The sequence below is a fragment of the Streptomyces sp. NPDC016677 genome (genome assembly GCF_055562815.1).
In genome coordinates this window covers 278,461-294,966 of record NZ_JBVHEO010000005.1, presented here as the reverse complement: position 1 = coordinate 294,966, position 16,506 = coordinate 278,461, and the positions used below count along the sequence as shown (strand labels likewise).

At 71.3% G+C, this 16,506-nt stretch carries 15 protein-coding genes; 7 read left to right on the top strand and 8 right to left on the bottom strand.

The window, feature by feature from the left end; all coding sequences use genetic code 11:
- Positions 1-145 precede the first annotated feature (145 nt).
- On the top strand, positions 146-2,287 hold the full coding sequence (locus ACZ3IG_RS17505; protein WP_467432864.1) for a SpoIIE family protein phosphatase: 2,142 nt from the start codon (positions 146-148) through the stop codon (positions 2,285-2,287).
- Here ACZ3IG_RS17505 and ACZ3IG_RS17500 read toward each other — a convergent pair.
- The 3 genes from ACZ3IG_RS17500 to ACZ3IG_RS17490 form a co-directional block, all read right to left on the bottom strand.
- Positions 2,245-3,303, bottom strand: coding sequence for an AI-2E family transporter (locus ACZ3IG_RS17500; protein ID WP_467432861.1), 1,059 nt, complete (start codon positions 3,301-3,303; stop codon positions 2,245-2,247). The two genes, ACZ3IG_RS17505 and ACZ3IG_RS17500, sit on opposite strands and share 43 nt — an antisense overlap.
- Before the next feature lie 80 nt (positions 3,304-3,383).
- Positions 3,384-4,361, bottom strand: coding sequence for a pirin family protein (locus ACZ3IG_RS17495; RefSeq protein ID WP_467432860.1), 978 nt, complete (start codon positions 4,359-4,361; stop codon positions 3,384-3,386).
- 120 nt (positions 4,362-4,481) lie between these two features.
- A complete protein-coding gene (locus ACZ3IG_RS17490; RefSeq protein ID WP_215167805.1) occupies positions 4,482-4,946 on the bottom strand; it encodes an SseB family protein in 465 nt (154 codons plus the stop codon).
- Positions 4,947-5,109: 163 nt separating this feature from the next.
- On the opposite strand from ACZ3IG_RS17490, the gene ACZ3IG_RS17485 reads away from it, so the two are divergent.
- The 5 genes from ACZ3IG_RS17485 (at position 5,110) to ACZ3IG_RS17465 (ending at position 10,373) form a co-directional block, all read left to right on the top strand.
- The gene (locus tag ACZ3IG_RS17485; protein ID WP_467432858.1) at positions 5,110-6,936 is read left to right on the top strand and encodes an acyl-CoA dehydrogenase; all 1,827 of its coding nucleotides are present in this window, start codon (positions 5,110-5,112) and stop codon (positions 6,934-6,936) included.
- A 92-nt stretch (positions 6,937-7,028) separates the two neighbouring features.
- The gene (locus tag ACZ3IG_RS17480; RefSeq protein WP_467432856.1) at positions 7,029-8,327 is read left to right on the top strand and encodes a M18 family aminopeptidase; all 1,299 of its coding nucleotides are present in this window, start codon (positions 7,029-7,031) and stop codon (positions 8,325-8,327) included.
- Positions 8,328-8,429: 102 nt separating this feature from the next.
- Positions 8,430-8,675: a DUF6458 family protein gene (locus ACZ3IG_RS17475; protein WP_467432854.1), complete on the top strand. Its 246-nt coding sequence runs from the start codon at positions 8,430-8,432 to the stop codon at positions 8,673-8,675.
- A 72-nt stretch (positions 8,676-8,747) separates the two neighbouring features.
- Positions 8,748-9,272, top strand: a complete 525-nt coding sequence (locus ACZ3IG_RS17470) for an LURP-one-related/scramblase family protein (protein ID WP_467432853.1) — start codon at positions 8,748-8,750, stop codon at positions 9,270-9,272.
- Between the two features lie 276 nt (positions 9,273-9,548).
- A complete protein-coding gene (locus ACZ3IG_RS17465; RefSeq protein ID WP_467432850.1) occupies positions 9,549-10,373 on the top strand; it encodes a maleylpyruvate isomerase family mycothiol-dependent enzyme in 825 nt (274 codons plus the stop codon).
- A 72-nt stretch (positions 10,374-10,445) separates the two neighbouring features.
- On the opposite strand, the gene ACZ3IG_RS17460 is transcribed toward ACZ3IG_RS17465, so the two are convergent.
- The 3 genes from ACZ3IG_RS17460 to ACZ3IG_RS17450 are packed head-to-tail and all read right to left on the bottom strand — an operon-like array spanning position 10,446 to position 12,910.
- Positions 10,446-10,910 (bottom strand): ester cyclase, encoded by a 465-nt coding sequence (locus ACZ3IG_RS17460; protein WP_467432848.1) that lies wholly within the window; start codon positions 10,908-10,910, stop codon positions 10,446-10,448.
- A 51-nt stretch (positions 10,911-10,961) separates the two neighbouring features.
- Positions 10,962-12,263 (bottom strand): MFS transporter, encoded by a 1,302-nt coding sequence (locus ACZ3IG_RS17455; protein ID WP_467432846.1) that lies wholly within the window; start codon positions 12,261-12,263, stop codon positions 10,962-10,964.
- Positions 12,260-12,910, bottom strand: coding sequence for a GntR family transcriptional regulator (locus tag ACZ3IG_RS17450; RefSeq protein ID WP_467432844.1), 651 nt, complete (start codon positions 12,908-12,910; stop codon positions 12,260-12,262). The genes ACZ3IG_RS17455 and ACZ3IG_RS17450 overlap by 4 nt, the downstream gene beginning before the upstream one ends.
- Before the next feature lie 256 nt (positions 12,911-13,166).
- Here ACZ3IG_RS17450 and ACZ3IG_RS17445 point away from each other — a divergent pair, with 256 nt between their 5' ends.
- Entirely contained in the window at positions 13,167-14,000 is an 834-nt protein-coding gene (locus ACZ3IG_RS17445) for a D-alanyl-D-alanine carboxypeptidase family protein (RefSeq protein WP_467433152.1), read from the top strand.
- Positions 14,001-14,077: 77 nt separating this feature from the next.
- Here ACZ3IG_RS17445 and ACZ3IG_RS17440 read toward each other — a convergent pair whose 3' ends face one another.
- Both ACZ3IG_RS17440 and ACZ3IG_RS17435 read right to left on the bottom strand, forming a co-directional pair.
- Positions 14,078-15,517, bottom strand: a complete 1,440-nt coding sequence (locus tag ACZ3IG_RS17440) for a dihydrolipoamide acetyltransferase family protein (protein WP_467432843.1) — start codon at positions 15,515-15,517, stop codon at positions 14,078-14,080.
- Between the two features lie 10 nt (positions 15,518-15,527).
- Positions 15,528-16,505: an alpha-ketoacid dehydrogenase subunit beta gene (locus ACZ3IG_RS17435; protein ID WP_467432841.1), complete on the bottom strand. Its 978-nt coding sequence runs from the start codon at positions 16,503-16,505 to the stop codon at positions 15,528-15,530.
- Position 16,506: the final 1 nt, after the last annotated feature.

The following is a 16,506-nucleotide window of genomic DNA, read 5'->3' as shown; positions in this document are numbered from 1 at the left end:
GGGGTGGCTGTCTCACTGTGGGTGTTTCACGTGAAACAACCCCAGCGTACCGGGCGGCCGGTCCCCACTTCCTCCCCATTGGCTCCACCGCGGCCGTCACCCCGACCGGTGGCACCCTGCGATCACCTCTCCATAGAGTGGAGCAATGCGCACTGGTGAGCCCCTGCCCGCTGTGGGGGACGTCCTGGCCGCCCTCGCGACCGGCCTGTGGCACTGGGACACGGCCACCGGGCTCGTCACGGTCGACGCCGAGGCGGCACGGCTGCTCGGGCTGCCCGCCCGCCAGGTCAGCCTCCAGCAGGCCGAGGTCCGCTCCCGGCTGCACCCGGTCGACTGGAACGAGATCATCGGCGTCGTCCGGCTCGCCGCCACCGAGGGCACGGTCGCCGAGGTCCGCGTCCGGATCGTGGACGAACAGGGCCGGGTCGTCCGGGTGGCCCGCAGCCGCTCCAAGCCCTCCTTCGACCCCGGGAGCAAGACCTACCGCGTGGTCGGCACCCTCCAGGAGGTCACCGAGCCGTCGCCGGGCACCGCCGCAGGGAGCGGCGCGGTCACCGGTGACTGGCGCCGCTCCCGCGAGGCGTTCCTGCTGGACGCGGGCCGGGCACTGGCCGAGGCGCGGTCGACGGAGGAGGTGCTGCGGGTCGCGGCGGGGCTGTCGATGCCGGGGTTCTCGCCGGACGGGCTGGCCGTCTTCGGCGTCGAGGGCGACGAGCTGGTCATCATCGGCCACCGCACCCAGCCGGAGCGCCAGGACAGCCCGTTCGCCCGGATGGCGCTGGAGACCGACTACCCGGCCGCCGAGGTGGTCCGCACCGGCCGCGCCGTCTACCTCTCCTCCCCCGAGGAGTACGCCGCCCGCTACCCGCTCACCTGGCCGCTGGCCAAGTCCTTCCACCGGCACTCCTGGGCGTTCCTGCCGCTGACCGTGGCGGGCCGCACGATGGGCGCCTGGATGGCCGCCTTCTCCTACCCGGTCACCTTCACCCCGGACGAGCGGTCGGTGCTGACCACCGTGGCCCGGATGATGGCGCAGGCGCTGTCCCGGGCGAGCGCGGACGAGACCCAGCGGGAGCTGACCGACGGGCTCCAGCGCTCCATGCTCCCCGCGGTGGGCCCGCAGATCCCGGGCGTGCGGATCACCGCCCGCTACGTCCCCACCGGCGGCGGACTCCAGGTGGGCGGCGACTGGTACGACGTGATCCCGCTGCCCCACGGCCGTCTCGCCCTGGTCATCGGCGACGTACAGGGGCATGACGTACGGGCCGCGGGGCTGATGGGCCAGCTGCGCATCGCCCTGCGCGCCTACGCCTCCGAGGGCCACCGTCCCGACGCGGTGCTCTCCCGCGCCTCCCGTTTCTTCCACGGGCTCACCCAGACCGCCGACGACCCCGGCGACACCCGCTTCGCCACCTGCCTCTACGTCGAGGTCGACCCCGCCACCGGGACCCTGGAGACCGCCCGCGCCGGCCACCTCGACCCGGGGATGCGGATGGCGGACGGGACGGTGCTGGTCCGGGCCACGGCCGGCGGGCTGCCGCTGGGCGTCGACCCGGACAGCGACTACCCCACCACGCGGTTCGCGCTGGAGCCCGGCGAGACGCTGATGCTGATCACCGACGGGGTGCTGGAGACCGGCGGCCACGACCTGGAGTCCGGCTGGCTGCGGCTGCGCGCCGTCCTGGAGGAACACCGCGCCAGCGGCCTGGAGGAACTGGCCGACGCGATGGTCCAGGCCGTCCACGGGCCGTCCTCCCACCACACCACCGGCCCGCTCGCCGACCGCCGGGAGGACGACATCGCCTTCCTGATGCTCTGCCGGTCGGGAAAGGACGACAACTGCGGCGACGCGGCCCGCCCCCGTCCGCCGGGCCGCCGCACGATGCTCACGGTCGCGCAGGCCGAGCCGGAGCGGATCGGCACCGCGCGCCGGCATCTGCGCGACCTGCTGTACGACTGGCCCAGCGAGGACCAGAAGGACTCCGCGGTGCTGCTGCTCTCCGAGACGCTGACCAACGTCCTGGTGCACACCGACGCCGACGCGCTGATGGTCGCCGAGGTCACCGGCGATCCCGGCGGCCGCCGCATCCGGGTCGAGGTCACCGACGCCGGCCACGACCTGCCGCACAAGCGCAGTCCGGGCGAGATGGCGTCCTCCGGGCGGGGCCTGATGCTGATCGAGATGCTCGCCGACGAGTGGGGCGTCACCCCGCGCGGCGACGGCAAGAGCATCTGGTTCGACCTCTACGAGTCCGCGGTGCCGGCGGCCGGGCCGGTCTCCGCGTAGCGGTTCTGCACCTCGTGCACGATGCCGACCCCGGCGGCGGTCAGCGGCACCGCCAGCAGCATCCCGAGGATGCCCGCGACCGAGGCCCCCGCGGTCAGCGCCAGCAGCACCACCGCCGGATGCATCCGCACGGTACGGCTCTGCACCACCGGCTGGAGCACGTGCCCCTCCAGCAGCTGCACGGCGACCACCACGCCGAGCGCCCACAGCGCGATGACGAACCCCCGGTCGGCGAGCGCGACCAGCACCGCCACCGCGCCGGAGATGAACGCGCCGAGGTAGGGAATGTACGCGCCGACGAAGACCAGCGCCCCGAGCCCCAGGGCCCCGGGGACGCGCAGCACCAGCAGTCCCACGGTGATGCAGACCGCGTCGATCAGAGCGATGATCGTGGTCCCCCGCATGAACCCCTCGACGGCCCCGAAGGCCCGCCGGGCCATCGCCTCCACCATGTCCCCGCCGCTGTGCGGCACCAGCGCGCGCACGGTGCCCACGGCCCGGTCGGAGTCCCGCAGGAAGAAGAAGACCAGCAGCAGCGCCAGTACGGCCATGGCGACGGTCTCCCCGACCACGCTGACCCCGCTGATCACCCCCGAGGCGGCCGTCCCGCCGAACTTGCCCAGCAGCTCCCGGGCGTTGGAGGCCAGGTCGTCCAGCGAGGTGCCGGCCGCCCCGAAGTGGTCGGCGAGGTCCCGCGCGGCGGTCCGCAGCGACGCGACGATCTGGTCGCCGCTGTCGACGAGCGCGGCGACCACGATGTACACGGCCCCGCCGGCCACCGCGACCACGGCCACACAGGTGAGCCCCGCGGCCAGCGACCGCTGCACACGCGCCGCCACCAGCCGCCGGTACAGCGGGCGCAGCAGCGCGGTCCCGAGCAGCGCGAGCAGCGCGGGGACCACGGCGGTCCGCAGCTCCACGCAGAGCCGGACGCCGAGGTAGCCGACCCCGGCGGCGAGCAGGAGGACGGCGCACCAGGCGGCGAACCGACGGACCGGGACGGGAAGCAGCTGCACTCCCCCAGCCGACCACGCGCGAAGCGGGCCGTCCCGTCAGGACGGCCCGCCCGGGTGACGTACCGTCAGCCGGCCACGCGTCAGGCCTCCGGCCCCGTCTCCGACATCCCGTGCACCGCCGGCACGCTCCCCAGCCGCCCCTTCTGGAAGTCCTCGAAGGCCTGCTGCAGCTCGTCGCGGGTGTTCATCACGAACGGGCCGTAGTGGACCATGGGCTCCCGGATGGGCCGCCCGCCGAGCAGGACGACCTCCAGGTCGGGGGTGTTCCCGTCCTGCTTCTCGTCGGCCCGCACGGTGAGCGAGGAGCCGGCGCCGAAGACGGCGGCCTGCCCGGTGTGCAGCGGCCGGCGCTCGGCGCCGGCCGAGCCGCGCCCGGCGAGGACGTACGCGAGGCCGTTGAAGTCCTCGCGCCAGGGCAGGGTCAGTTCGGCGCCCGGCGCGAGCGTCGCGTGGATCATGGTGATCGGCGTGAAGGTGGAGCCGGGCCCCTGGTGGCCGTCCAGCTCACCGGCGATGACCCGGACCAGCGCGCCGCCGTCCGGGGAGGCGAGCAGGGCCACGCTGCCGCCGCGGATGTCCTGGTACTTCGGGGCCATCATCTTGTCCTTGGCCGGCAGGTTCACCCACAGCTGGAGCCCGTGGAAGAGGCCGCCGGACAGGACGAGGGACTCCGGCGGCGCCTCGATGTGCAGCAGGCCGCTGCCCGCCGTCATCCACTGGGTGTCGCCGTTGGTGATGGTGCCGCCACCGCCGTGGCTGTCCTGGTGGTCGAAGATGCCGTCGATGATGTAGGTGACGGTCTCGAAGCCGCGGTGCGGGTGCCAGGGGGTGCCCTTGGGCTCTCCGGGCGCGTACTCCACCTCGCCCATCTGGTCCATCATGATGAACGGGTCGAGGTGGCGGTAGTTGATCCCGGCGAACGCGCGGCGCACCGGGAAGCCCTCGCCCTCGAAACCGCTGGGCGCGGTCGTGACGGTGAGCACGGGGCGCGCCACCGCGTCCGCGGGCGCGGTCACGCGGGGGAGCATGAGCGGGTTCTCGACGGTCACGGCAGGCATGTCGACCTCCTTGGGCGGCGTGCGTTCCACTTTAGTTGAGCGTTGAACTTCTTGCTACCCCAGAACGGCGAGAGCCCGGAGGGCATTCCCTCCGGGCTCCACCGGTATACGCGGCCGGTCTCAGCCGTACATCCGCCGCATCGCAAAATCGACCATCTGTTCGACAGCCTTGGCGTCGAAGACCATCCGGTGCTCCCCCTCCATGTCGAGGACGAACCCGTACCCGGTCGGCAGCAGGTCGAGCACCTCGGCGCCCGTGATCACGAAGTACTTGGACTCCTTGCCCGCGTACCGGCGCAGCTCCTTGAGCGTGGTGAACATCGGGATCACCGGCTGCTGGGTGTTGTGCAGGGCGAGGAAGCCGGGGTTGTCGCCGCGCGGGCAGTAGACCTTGGAGGTCGCGAAGACCTGCTGGAAGTCCTCGGCGGCCAGCTGCCCGGTGGTGAAGGCCCGCACCGCGTCCGCGAGCGAGGGCGGGGACGGCTCGGGGTAGAGCGGCGGCTGCTGCCCGTATCCGCCGGACATCGGCTGCTGCGGCGGGGCGTACTGCTGCTGCGGGCCCGCGGTCTGGTCGTAGCCGTACATGGCCCAAAGCCTAGCGAGTGAAGGGTCACAGATGGAGCGGTCGGGGTTGCGACTTATTACCGACGGGTAGCATCATCGTAGCTACCAGCCGGTACATGGCTGGTTTCACGTGGAACAGGCGCGAGGAGTCAGTGCCTCGCCGATCTCGCAACGGAGCTCAGTCATGGGGCACTACAAACCGAATCTCCGCGACATCGAGTTCAACCTCTTCGAAGTGCTGGGACGCGACGAGGTGTACGGCACCGGTCCGTTCGGGGAGATGGACGTCGACACCGCCAAGAGCGTCCTGGAGGAGCTGACCCGCCTCTCCGAGAACGAGCTGGCCGCGTCCTTCGAGGACGCCGACCGCAACCCGCCGGTCTTCGACCCCGAGACGAACACCGCCCCGGTCCCGGCGTCCTTCAAGAAGAGCTACCAGGCCTTCATGGACTCCGAGTACTGGCGCCTGGGCCTGCCCGAGGAGATCGGCGGCACCACCTCCCCGCGCTCCCTGATCTGGGCCTACGCGGAGCTGGTCCTGGGCGCCAACCCGGCCGTGTGGATGTACTCCTCCGGCCCGGCCTTCGCGGGCATCCTCTTCGACGAGGGCAATGAGGTCCAGAAGCGGATCGCGAAGATCGCCGTCGAGCGGCAGTGGGGCTCGACCATGGTGCTCACCGAGCCGGACGCGGGCTCGGACGTCGGCGCCGGCCGCACCAAGGCCGTCCAGCAGGAGGACGGCTCCTGGCACATCGAGGGCGTGAAGCGGTTCATCACGTCCGGCGAGCACGACATGTCGGAGAACATCCTCCACTACGTCCTCGCCCGCCCCGAGGGCGCCGGCCCCGGCACCAAGGGCCTGTCCCTCTTCCTCGTGCCGAAGTACGAGTTCGACGTCGAGACCGGCGAGCTGGGCGAGCGCAACGGCGTCTACGCCACCAACGTCGAGCACAAGATGGGCCTGAAGGTCTCCAACACCTGCGAGATGACCTTCGGCGACCGCCACCCCGCCAAGGGCTGGCTGATCGGCGACAAGCACGACGGCATCCGCCAGATGTTCCGCATCATCGAGTTCGCCCGCATGATGGTCGGCACGAAGGCCATCTCCACCCTGTCGACGGGCTACCTCAACGCGCTGGAGTACGCCAAGGAGCGCGTCCAGGGCCCCGACCTGGCCAACTTCATGGACAAGACCGCGCCCAAGGTCACCATCACCCACCACCCCGACGTCCGCCGCTCGCTGATGACGCAGAAGGCGTACGCCGAGGGCATGCGCGCCCTGGTGATGTACACCGCGGCCGTGCAGGACACCATCCAGGTCAAGGAGGCCAACGGCGAGGACGCCTCCGCCGACCACGCCCTCAACGACCTGCTGCTGCCGATCGTCAAGGGCTACGGCTCGGAGAAGGCGTACGAGCAGCTCGCCCAGTCGCTCCAGACCTTCGGCGGCTCCGGGTTCCTCCAGGAGTACCCGGTCGAGCAGTACATCCGCGACGCCAAGATCGACACCCTGTACGAGGGCACCACGGCGATCCAGGGGCAGGACTACTTCTTCCGGAAGATCGTCCGCAACCAGGGCGCCGCGCTGAACTCGCTCGCCGAGGACATCAAGAAGTTCCTCGCCCTCGGCACCGGCGGCGACGAACTGGCCGCCGCCCGCGAGCACCTCGCCAAGGCCGCCGTCGAACTGGAGGCGATCGTCGGCCAGATGCTCACCGACCTCGCCGCCACCGAGCAGGACGTCAAGAACATCTACAAGGTCGGGCTGAACACTACCCGCCTGCTGATGGCCTCCGGTGACGTGATCGTCGGCTACCTGCTGCTCAAGGGCGCCGCGATCGCCGCCGAGAAGCTGCCGTCCGCGTCCGCCAAGGACAAGTCCTTCTACACCGGCAAGATCGCCGCCGCGAAGTTCTTCGCCGCGAACGTCCTGCCCGGCGTCACCCTGGCCCGCAAGGTCGCCCAGGGCGTCGAGCTGGACCTGATGGAGCTGGACGAGGCCGCGTTCTAGCGGTACTTCGGCGAGGGCCCGCCCCCGGTGGACGACCGGGAGCGGGCCCTCGCCCGTCGTGCGGGTGAACGCCCCGTCGTTAAGGTGGCCCCATGAGCGAACCCCCCCGCTTCGACCGCGGCCACACCGATGACCTGATGTCCTTCCTCGCGGCGTCCCCGACGCCGTACCACGCCGTGGCGAACGCCGCCCAGCGACTGGAGAAGGCGGGCTTCAGGCAGGTCGCGGAGACGGACGCCTGGGACGCGGCGAGCGGCGGCAAGTACGTCCTGCGCGGCGGCGCGATCATCGCCTGGTACGTCCCCGAGGGCGCCGATCCGCACACCCCCTTCCGCATCGTCGGCGCCCACACCGACTCGCCCAACCTGCGCGTCAAGCCGCGGCCCGACACCGGGGCGCACGGCTGGCGCCAGATCGCCGTGGAGATCTACGGCGGCCCGCTGCTGAACTCCTGGCTCGACCGCGACCTGGGCCTGGCCGGCCGGCTCAGCCTGCGCGACGGCTCGACCCGGCTGGTCAACGTCGACCGGCCCCTGCTGCGCGTCCCCCAGCTCGCCATCCACCTGGACCGCAACGTCACCGCCGACGGCCTCAAGCTCGACAAGCAGCGCCACCTCCAGCCCGTGTGGGGCCTGGCCGACACCGTCGGCGACGGCGACCTCATCGCCTTCCTGGAGCAGGAAGCGGGCCTGGAAGCCGGCTCGGTCACCGGCTGGGACCTGATGACGCACTCCGTGGAGGCCCCGGCGTACCTGGGCCGCGACCGGGAGCTGGTCGCCGGGCCGCGCATGGACAACCTGCTGTCCGTGCACGCCGGGACGGCCGCGCTGGCCGCCGCGGCGGCGCACGGGAGCGGACTGTCGTACATCCCGGTCCTCGCCGCCTTCGACCACGAGGAGACCGGCTCGCAGTCGGACACCGGCGCGGACGGGCCGCTGCTCGGCACCGTGCTGGAGCGCTCGGTGCTGGCGCGCGGCGGCACGTTCGAGGACCGGGCCCGTGCCTTCGCCGGCACCGTCTGCCTCTCCTCCGACACCGGCCACGCCGTCCACCCCAACTACGCCGAGCGGCACGACCCGACCCACCACCCGCGCGTCAACGGCGGCCCGATCCTCAAGGTCAACGTCAACAACCGGTACGCGACGGACGGTTCGGGCCGCGCGGTGTTCGCCGCCGCCTGCGAGAAGGCCGGCGTCCCCTTCCAGTCGTTCGTCTCCAACAACTCCATGCCGTGCGGCACCACGATCGGCCCGATCACCGCCGCCCGGCACGGCATCCGGACCGTCGACATCGGCACCGCCATCCTGTCGATGCACAGCGCCCGCGAGCTGTGCGGCGCCGACGACCCGCAGTTGCTGGCGAACGCGCTGGTGGCGTTCCTCCGGTCGTAGAACGGCCCGCCGCCGCATGGGTGTTGCCTCCCGGGGTAACCGAACGGAACCGGATCGACCGGAAAGACCGGAACCGACCGGACCTACAGGGAGGCGACAGTCATGGGCCTCGGCGGGTGCATCATCCTCATCGCCGTGGGAGCCATCCTCACGTTCGCGACCGACTGGGACATGCAGGGTGTCAATCTCGACCTGGTCGGCGTCATCTTCATGATCGTCGGCCTGATCGGTGTCGCGACCTTCAGCAGCATCGCCCGCAGGCGGCGCGTCGTGATGCCCCCGACGACCCCGGTCGTCGAGGAACGGCCCCACTCGCGCGACGGCTACCACAACGGTTACGGCGCCTGACCGCCCGGCGTGACTCAGCCCGTCGGCCCATCGCCGACGTTTCGGGCCGGCCATCGGGGAAGCGATCCCCGTATGACATCCCGTAAGAGATTCCTCGTGTACGACCGGCTCCTCGGCTTCGGCGACGACTACTGGATCGAGGACGACCGGGGCGACAAGGTCTTCCTCGTCGACGGCAAGGCGATGCGGCTGCGGGACACCTGGGAGCTGAAGGACACCCAGGGGCGGGTGCTCATCGGCATCCACCAGAAGATGTTCGCGCTGCGCGACACCATGGTGCTCGAACGGGCCGGTGAGCCGCTGGCCACCATCAAGCGCAAGCGGCTGTCACTGCTGCGCAACCACTACCGGGTCGCCCTGGCCGACGGCAACGAGCTGGACGTCAGCGGCAAGATCGTCGACCGGGAGTTCGCCATCGAGTACGACGGCGAACTGCTGGCCGTGATCTCCCGCCGCCTGCTGACCGTCCGGGACACCTACGGCCTCGACGTCGTCCACGAGGACGCCGATCCGGCACTGCTGCTCGCGCTGACGGTGTGCGTGATCCATCTGGCGGAGAAGGAACGGGAGAAGGAACGCGAGAAGGAGCAGGAGTAGCGGCGGGAGTAGCGGCGGAGTGGCAGCGGGACAGCTGCAGGAGTGGCTGCGGGAGCAGGAGCAGGAGAAGCGGCAGGGGGCCGCTGAGCGGGTGCCCGGCGCCCGGTGGGGCACCACCCTGGCATTCGAGGCGTCAACACGGGCCTACGATCGTCACACGAAAGCACTGCCGGGGTGCCGCACAGCAGCGTAACTTAGCCTCCCAAGACGCCCGCCGACCGCCGCCCGTCCACCTTGTACCGACCGCCTGTACCGACCGCCGAGGGGTCCCGTTCCGTGAGTCTGCATCCCACCCTCCAGCCCTACGCCGACGCCTGGACTCACTCCATCGAAGCGATATCCGAGCTGGTGCAGCCGCTCGTGGAAGCAGAGTGGAACCGCCGTACGCCGTGCCCCGGCTGGTCCGTGCGCGATGTCGTCTCCCATGTCATCGGCCTGGACTCGGAGATGCTCGGCGACCCGCGTCCCATCCACACGCTCCCGCGCGACCTGTTCCACGTCACCAACGACCACCAGCGCTACATGGAGATGCAGGTCGACGCCCGCCGGCACCACACGGCGCCCGAGATGACCTCCGAGCTGGAGTACATGATCATCCGGCGCAACCGGCAGCTGCGCAACGAGTCGCGCGACCCGGGCGCCAAGGTGCGCGGCCCGCTCGGCGCCGAGCTGACCCTGGAGGAGTCGATGCGCCGGCACGCCTTCGAGGTGTGGGTGCACGAGCAGGACCTGCGCACCGCCCTCGGGCACCCCGGCGACCTGGACTCCCCCGGCGCGCACGTCGCCCGTGACGTGCTGCTCGCCGAGCTGCCGCGGATCGTCGCCGAGGACGCGGACGCGCCGCGCAGTTCGGCCGTCGTCTTCGACGTGCACGGCCCCGTCGAGTTCCTGCGCACGATCCGCGTCGACATCCAGGGCCGCGGCACCCTGGAGACGGCCCCCGCGCTGGGCCCCGTCGCCACCCTGACCCTCGACTGGGAGACGTACGTCCGGCTGGCCTGCGGCCGGGTGACGCCGGAGGCGGTGGCCGACCGGGTGAAGGCGGAGGGCGACCCGGAGCTGACGGCGGCGATCCTGCGGCACTTCACCGTCACCAAGTGACGACCGCCACCGCGTGACGACCGCCACCGGGTGACGCGCACGGGTACCGGGTGACGCGCGCGGCTCCCGGGGCTACAGGACCGTGTCCGGGGGAGAGCCGAGCCGGCGCAGGGCTCCGGCCAGGTCCCAGTTGAACCAGCTCTCGGCGATCTTCCCGTCGTCGAAGCGGAGCGTGACATGGCCGGTCGCCTCGAACGCCGCGCCGCTCGGCGGGTTCCCCTGGTACGCGCCGGTGTGCCGGCCGCGCACGACGAACCGGGCGCAGACGAGGTCGCCCTCGGCCACCACGCTCCGCGCCCGGTGGGTGAGGCCGAAGGCCGCCATCAGCTCCCGGTACACCCGCGCGGCCTCGGCGAGGCCCACCGACTCCTGGGCCATGTTCGGGTCGTGCTCGACGTAGTCGGGGGTGCAGTGCCGGGCGTAGACGGGCCCGCGGTCGTGGTCCGCCGTCTCCTCCAGGAACCGGCGGGCAAGGGCCTTGTTGTCCATGCCCGCGTCCATGCCCGGGTCCGTGTCCGTGACCATGTCCTTGTCCATGACCCGTTCCTACCGGGGCCCGCCCCCGCCGGGCCGTGCCGCCACGCGCGGTCACACGGGAACGTGCACCGACGACACCCGACTGGCCACCAGCCGTTCCCGCTCCCGCCGCGCCGCCCGCCCGCGCAGCCGCAGGATCTGCGAGACGCCCAGCGCCTGGAGCACGAACACCGCCGAGAAGGCGACCGTGTAGTCGTCGCCGGTGGCGTCCAGCAGTACGCCGATGGCCAGCAGTGTCGTCATCGAGGCGAGGAAACCGCCCATGTTGGTGATGCCGGAGGCGGTGCCCTGACGCTCCGGCGGGTTGGCCGGGCGGGAGAAGTCGAAGCCGATCATCGAGGCCGGTCCGCAGGCGCCCAGCACCACGCACAGCACGATCAGCAGCCACATCGGCGCGTGCTCGGCCGGGTAGGCGAGCGTCGCCGCCCACAGCAGCGCCGTGGCGCCCACGGTCGCCAGCGCCAGCGGCAGCCGCGCCCGGTGGTGCCGGGCGATGATCTGGCCGTAGACCAGGCCGACGACCATGTTCGACAGCACGACGAGGGTGAGCAGTTCACCGGCCGTGGCGCGGGTCAGGCCCTGTGCCTCGACCAGGAACGGCAGGCCCCACAGCAGCAGGAACACCATCGCCGGGAACTGCGTGGTGAAGTGCACCCACAGGCCCAGCCGGGTCCCCGGCTCCCGCCAGGAGGCGGCGATCTGGCGGCGTACGTACGCCGCTCCCTGGTGCGCCGACGGCTCGGGCTCGTGGCCGTCGGGGTGGTCCTTGAGGAAGAGCAGCAACAGGACGAGGACGACCACGCCGGCCAGCGCGCTGCCGGCGAACGCCGCCGTCCAGCCGATGCCGTGCAGCAGACGGGCGATGACCAGGGTGGAGACCAGGTTGCCGGCCATGCCGGCCAGTCCGGCGAGCTGGGCGACCAGCGGCCCGCGCCGGGCCGGGAACCAGCGGGTGCCGAGCCGCAGCACGCTGATGAAGGTCAGCGCGTCACCGCAGCCCAGCAGCGCCCGCGAGGCCAGCGCCGTGCCGTAGGAGGGGGAGAGGGCGAAGCCGAGCTGACCCAGCGTGAACAGCACCGCGCCGATGCCCAGCACCTTCTTGGTGCCGAGCCGGTCGACCAGCAGGCCGACGGGTATCTGCATGCCGGCGTAGACCAGCAGCTGGAGTATGGAGAAGGTGGACAGCGCCGAGGCACCCACGTGGAAGCGCTCGACGGCGTCCAGTCCCGCGACGCCCAGCGACGTGCGGAAGATGACGGCCACGAAGTAGACGGCGACGCCGACGCCCCAGACGGCGAGCGCGCGCCGGCCGCCCGGAGGGTCGCCGGGCAGCGTGGTGCCGGCGCTGCTCATCGGACCTCCCCCCGGGCCAGGTGGGAGACCCAGCCGACGTGGCGGCCGACGACGCCGACGGCCGCCTCCGCGTCGCCGGCGCGCAGCGCGTCGAGGATCTCCTGGTGCTCGGCGATGGTCTTGGCGATCCGGTCGGGGTGGGAGTGCATGACGGCGACGCCCATCCGCAACTGGCGGTCGCGGAGCTGGTCGTAGAGGCGGGAGAGGATCTCGTTGCCGCCGCTGCGGACGATCTCGGCGTGGAAGCAGCGGTCGGCGACGGCGGCGGCGGCGAAGTCCCCGGCCGCGGCCCGCTCCTTGTGCTCGTCGAGCAGCTCGGCCAGCCGCTCCAGCAGCGCGGGCGAGGCCGGTACGGCCTTGCGGGCGGCGTGCTCCTCGACCAGCAGCCGGGTCTCCACCACGTCCGCGATCTCCTGCGCGGAGACGGGCAGGACGAGGGCGCCCTTCTTCGGGTAGAGCCGGATCAGGCCCTCGACCTCCAGCCGCAGCAGCGCCTCGCGCACCGGGGTGCGTGAGACCCCGGTGGCCTCGGCCAGTTCACCCTCGGTCAGCAGGGTGCCGCCCTCGTAACGGCGCTCCAGGACACCTTGCTTGACGTGTGTGTAGACGCGGTCGGCGGCGGGGGGTTGCTTTACGGCCATGCTCATGGCCACAGGATAGATACAACAGGGACGCATGAAGGGCCTCGTCCATCATGCGGACACTTCCTCCGCCCCAGAGCAACCATCCGCCCCTGCCATGAGTCGAATAAAGACGCGGCATCATGCTGTTCAGATGATGAACTGACCTCAACTCGGCCGCACCGCCGGTGAATTCCATACAATCGGGGTACTTCACGTGAATACCGTCAATCAGGGCCCTCGCCTGCGCAGGGCCGTCGCCGTCGCCGTGACGAGCGGCACCATGCTGGCGACCGGCGTCCTCACCGCGGCGCCGGCCCAGGCGGCCACGACGCCGTCCATCACCGCCAAGGGCGGGTTCGTGATGAACAGCGCCAACGGCAAGACGCTCTACAGCAAGTCCGCCGACACCAAGCGGCTGACCGCCTCCACCACGAAGATCATGACCGCCAAGGTCGTGCTCTCGCAGAAGAACCTGAACCTGAACTCCAAGGTCACCATCAAGAAGGCCTACAGCGACTACATCGTCTCCAAGGGCGCCTCGTCGGCCCGGCTGATCGTCGGCGACAAGGTCACCGTCCGTCAGCTCCTGTACGGGATGATGCTGCCGTCCGGCTGCGACGCCGCGATGGCGCTGGCCGACAAGTTCGGCTCCGGCTCGACCGTCTCGGCCCGCACCAAGAACTTCATCAGCAAGATGAACTCCACGGCCAAGAGCCTGGGCATGACCAAGACGCACTTCGACTCGTTCGACGGCATCAGCAACGGGTCCAACTACTCGACGCCGCGCGACCTGACCAAGCTCGCCCGCAGCGCGATGAAGAGCTCCACCTTCAAGACCGTGGTGAAGGCCAAGTCGTACAAGGCGAAGACCATCACCAAGACCGGGTCCACCCGCACCATGGCGACCTGGACGAACACCAACACCCTGCTCGGCTGGAACGGCACGCTGGGCGTGAAGACCGGCTCCGGCTCCTCCTCCAAGTACTGCCTGGTGTTCGCCGCCACCAAGAACGGTGAGTCGGTGGTCGGCGCGGTGCTCACCTCGTCCTCCGCGGCCAACCGCACCTCGGACGTGAAGAAGCTCGTCAACTACGGCTACTCGAAGATCAGCTGACGGCGGCCGCGCTGTGCGCGGTCTCGCGCGAAGGGGGTCCACCGCCGGCGGGCGGTGGACCCCCTTCGCCGTGTTCGCTACGCCCAGGTGATCAGCCGCTTGGGCTGCTCCAGGACCGCGGCCACGTCGGCCAGGACCTTGGAGCCCAGTTCGCCGTCGACCAGACGGTGGTCGAAGCTCAGCGCCAGCGTGGTGACCTGACGGGGCTTCACCTTGCCCTTGTGCACCCAGGGCTGGAGCTTGATCGCGCCGATCGCCAGGATCGCCGACTCGCCGGGGTTGAGGATCGGTGTGCCGGTGTCGACGCCGAAGACGCCCACGTTGGTGATGGTGACCGTGCCGCCCTGCATCGCGGCCGGGGACGTCTTGCCCTCCCGGGCCGTGGTGACCAGCTCACCCAGTGAACGGGCCAGCTCCGGCAGCGTCTTGGCGTGCGCGTCCTTGATGTTCGGCACGAGCAGGCCGCGGGGGGTCGCGGCGGCGATGCCCAGGTTGACGTAGTGCTTGACCACGATCTCCTGCGCGGCCTCGTCCCAGGAGGCGTTGATGTCCGGGTGGCGACGGATCGCGACCAGCAGGGCCTTGGCGATCAGGAGCAGCGGGTTGACCCGCAGGCCCTCGAACTCCTTGTCCTGCTTCAGCTCCTCGACCAGCTTCATCGTGCGGGTCACGTCGACCGTCACGAACTCCGTGACGTGCGGCGCGGTGAACGCCGAGCCGACCATCGCCGCGGCCGTCGCCTTGCGGACGCCCTTGACCGGGACGCGGGTCTCGCGGGCACCGCCGGACGGCACCGCCGCCGGGGCGGCGACGGCGGGCGACGGCGCGGTCGCGGCGGCCGGCGCGCCGGCCGGTTCCGTGGCCGGCGCGGGCGTCACCGCCGCGTGCACGTCCTCGCGCGTGATGATGCCGTCGGGCCCGGACGGGACCACGGTCGTCAGGTCGACGCCGAGGTCCTTGGCGAGCTTGCGCACCGGGGGCTTGGCCAGGGGGCGCTCCCGGGGGACCGGCACCTGACCGTTCAGCTCGGCCTGGATCGCGGCGGCCGGGGCGGAGGCGGGCTCCGCGGGCGTCTGTGGCGCCTTGCGCGGGCGGCGGCGGGTCGAGGACGCGGCCACCCCGTAGCCGACCAGGACCGGCTGGCGGCCCTGCGGCTGCTCGGGCTCACCGGCCGCGGTCGCCTCGCCGGCCGGTTCCCGCGCCGCCGTCTCCCGAGCCGGCTCGACGCCCGTACCGCCGCCCGTCCCGCCGCCCGTGTCCACGGCGATGATCGCCGTGCCCACGTCCACCGTGGTGCCCTCGGGGACGTGCAGGGCGCGGACCACGCCGTCGTAGGGGATGGGCAGCTCCACCGCGGCCTTGGCCGTCTCGACCTCGCAGACCACCTGGCCGTCGGTGACCGTGTCGCCGGGCTTGACGTACCACTTGAGGATCTCGGCCTCGGTGAGTCCCTCGCCCACGTCGGGCATCTTGAACTCGCGCACGGCGCCCACGGACGCTTCCGTCATCGTCGTCACGACCCTCTCCTCAGTACGCCAGCGAGCGGTCGACGGCATCCAGCACCCGGTCCAGGTCGGGCAGGTACTCCTCCTCCAGACGCGCCGGCGGGTACGGCGCGTGGTAACCGCCGACCCGGAGCACCGGGGCCTCCAGGTGGTAGAAGCAGCGCTCGGTGATCCGCGCGGCGATCTCCGCGCCGGAACCGAGGAAGACCGGCGCCTCGTGCACCACGACCAGGCGGCGGGTCTTCTCCACCGAGGCCTGCACGGTGTCGAAGTCCAGCGGGGAGACCGAGCGCAGGTCGACGACCTCCAGGGACCGGCCCTCCTCCGCCGCCGCGCCGGCCGCCTCCAGGCAGAGCTTCACCATCGGTCCGTAGGCGACCAGGGTGAGGTCGGTGCCCTCGCGGGCCACCCGCGCGGCGTGCAGCGGGCCGGGGATCGCCTCCGGGTCGACCTCGCCCTTGTCCCAGTAGCGCCGCTTGGGCTCGAAGAAGATCACCGGGTCGTCGCTCTGGATGGCCTGCTGCATCATCCAGTAGGCGTCCGAGGGGGTGGAGGGCGTGACCACCTTCAGCCCCGCCACGTGCGCGAAGAGCGCCTCGGGGGACTCCGAGTGGTGCTCGACCGCGCCGATCCCGCCTCCGTAGGGGATGCGCACGACGACCGGCAGCTTGATCTTGCCCAGCGCGCGGGCGTGCATCTTCGCGAGCTGCGTGACGATCTGGTCGTACGCCGGGAAGACGAAGCCGTCGAACTGGATCTCCACCACGGGGCGGTAGCCGCGCAGCGCGAGACCGATCGCCGTGCCGACGATGCCGGACTCGGCGAGCGGGGTGTCGATGACCCGGCCCTCGCCGAAGTCCTTCTGCAGGCCGTCCGTCACCCGGAACACACCGCCGAGCTTGCCGACGTCCTCACCCATGACGAGGACCTTGGGGTCCGTCTCCAGGGCGCGGCGCAGCGACTCGTTGATCGCCTTGGCGATCGCCATCTTCTCGGCCATG